We start from the raw sequence: 2,485 nt of genomic DNA, 5'->3' as shown, positions 1-2,485 counted from the left end.
ATATCTTTTTCATTGACCCAGCCTTTTTCCACAAGAATCTCACCAAGCTTCTGTCCTGATTTTTTCTGAAGGGTAAGTGCTTCGTTTAGCTGGTCATTATTTAATTTTCCTGAATAAATCAGTAAATCCCCTAGCTTCATTGCTTTAATTTTATTTATCATATGATCATCCTTTTATGAATTCAGTTAATAAATACCCATTAAAAAAATATATATTCAAATTACATTTAATAGTAAATTTGAATATATATTTATATGATACCATATCTTATATGAAAATAGAATAATAAATGGCGAATGACAATAATTTTATGACCACATTATTAAATTATTGATTTTATCTTTGTCACCATGAGGTCTATTGCTACGAGATTGTGGCCTCCCTCAGGAATGATGATATCTGCATATTTTTTTGTAGGCTCTATGAACTGTTCATGAGCCGGTCTTACAGTTTGCATATACTGGCTGAGTATGGAGTCTATTGACCGTCCCCTATCATTTATGTCTCTTATTATTCTTCTTACAAGTCTTATATCGGAATCCGTGTCCACAAATATCTTAATGTCAAGAAGGTTCCTAAGACGTTCGTCATAGAAGATAAGTATTCCTTCCAGAACTATTATATCCCTTGGTTCAACACTTATTGTCTCTTCTTTCCTGTTGTGTATTTCGTAGTCATAAACAGGCTTTTTTATATCCTTTCCAATTTCAAGGTCCTTAAGGTGCTCTATTAAAAGGTCGTTGTCAAAGGCAAAAGGATGGTCATAGTTTGTCTTGCATCTTTCTTCAAATGAAAGATTGCTCTGGTCCTTGTAGTATGAATCCTGTTCTATTACAGTGAGACTTTTGGAAGGAATTGCGGTTTTGATCTTTTTAACTACTGTTGTTTTTCCCGAGCCGCTTCCGCCGGTTATTCCTATGAAAATTGGCTTCTTCATATTAACTCCTTTTCTTCACTACCCGCCTTAAAATGTACCAGGGTTTAAGTTCTCTGTCTATCTTTAGCTTAATGAGTTCCTGTGCATGAGGTGCAGATTCTATTTCCTCATCTTTACTATTATACATTTTTTCAACTTTGAAATCAAAGTGTCTTATGTCTGGTCCGAAAATTTCTATTTCGTCACCTACAGAAAACTTATTTCTCTGCTCAACAAGTGCAATACCATTTTCACTGTCGTATTCTTTAACCAAGCCAATAAAGTCATACTCTCTTATATATGAACTGGAAGTATAGAGCTGTCCGTCTTCTCTTGGATTTCCATAGTAAAAACCTGTAGTAAAGTCTCTGTGGGATGCTTTTTTTATTTCATCGTACCAGTATCCGTCAAATTCCTTTCCTTCAAGAATGTCATTCAGAGCGTTCTTGTATGACCTTACAACTGTAGCATTGTAATAAGAGCTTTTCATTCTTCCTTCTATTTTGAAGCTGTCGATTCCTGATTCAACACGGTCCTTGATATTATTAATCATGCACAGGTCCTTTGAATTGAATATAAAGGTGCCATTCTCATCTTCCATAACAGGAAAATATTCATTAGGTCTCTGTTCCTCTACAAGATTATATTTCCATCTACAGGGATGTGAGCAGTCTCCCAGGTTCGAATGCCTGTTGGTCATATAGCTGCTCAAAAGACATCTTCCAGAGTATGAAATGCACATTGCACCGTGTACAAAGGTTTCCACTTCAAGGTCATCCTTCTTGTTTTCAATTATATTGTTTATTTCCTCAAAGGTAAGCTCTCTTGCAGGTACTATTCTCTTGACACCCATGTCGTACCAGAAGTTGGCAGTCATGTGGTTTGTAGTGTTTGCCTGGGTTGACAGGTGTATTTCCATTTCAGGAGAAACAGTCTTGACTACGGACATAACTCCAGGATCTGCAATTATCACAGCATCAACTCCTGCTTTTTCAAGGAATTTAACATATTCTTCCAAACCTTCAAAATGACTGTCGTGTGCTATTATGTTTAGTGTTATATATGCTTTTACTCCACTGCTATGGCAATATTTCACCGCTTCTTCTATATCATCATGGTTAAAATTCTTTGCTCCCGCTCTCAATCCGAATTGAGGTCCAGCAAAATACACTGCATCTGCACCGTATTCAACTGCCATCTTCAGTTTTTCAGGATTTCCTGCCGGTGCTAAAATTTCAGGTTTTTTCATCATATACTCCTATTTTTTCAGCTTCATAAAGTCTAAATATTCATATCACATTGAAGCATTGTGATATGCGTTAATTGTAATCTTTCCTTTGCTTTAGAATAACTGCTTACACAGTCAACGAGACTTAGTCTCTTTCTTGAAGCTAATGGATACTCCGTCTCCCATTGGAAGAATTGATGTTTCCAGTGCTTCGTGTTCACTTATATATTTAAGGTATAACCTCATTTTTCTTACTATTGTTCTTTGTCTTCTAACTACAAGGTCGTCTGTAGCTATCATTCCCTTGTATAGAACATTGTCAGATACAATTAGTCCTCCAG

General features: G+C 35.9%; 4 protein-coding genes. All 4 read right to left on the bottom strand.

Going from position 1 to position 2,485, the window contains the following annotated elements; genetic code table 11:
• Positions 1-140: cyclic di-GMP-binding domain-containing protein, MshE-related (locus AC3AX0_RS11500; RefSeq protein WP_487550424.1), on the bottom strand; the 140-nt coding region annotated here is incomplete at its 3' end.
• Between the two features lie 182 nt (positions 141-322).
• The gene (gene udk, locus AC3AX0_RS11495) at positions 323-937 is read right to left on the bottom strand and encodes a uridine kinase (RefSeq protein ID WP_487550423.1); all 615 of its coding nucleotides are present in this window, start codon (positions 935-937) and stop codon (positions 323-325) included.
• Between the two features lies 1 nt (position 938).
• Positions 939-2,165 carry a peptidase U32 family protein gene (locus AC3AX0_RS11490; protein WP_487550422.1) on the bottom strand — a complete coding sequence of 409 codons (1,227 nt, stop codon included), beginning with the start codon at positions 2,163-2,165 and terminating at the stop codon, positions 939-941.
• A 114-nt stretch (positions 2,166-2,279) separates the two neighbouring features.
• Positions 2,280-2,485: O-methyltransferase (locus tag AC3AX0_RS11485; RefSeq protein ID WP_487550421.1), on the bottom strand; the 206-nt coding region annotated here is incomplete at its 5' end.

The organism is Dethiosulfatibacter sp. (assembly GCF_983023055.1).
This window is presented reverse-complemented; position numbering and strand designations above follow the sequence as displayed.

Bases quoted from the DNA above. Each gene is read 5' to 3' on its own strand.
- udk (WP_487550423.1), bottom strand. From the start codon at position 937: ATGAAGAAGCCAATTTTCATAGGAATAACCGGCGGAAGCGGCTCGGGA.
- AC3AX0_RS11490 (WP_487550422.1), bottom strand. From the start codon at position 2,165: ATGAAAAAACCTGAAATTTTAGCACCGGCAGGAAATCCTGAAAAACTG.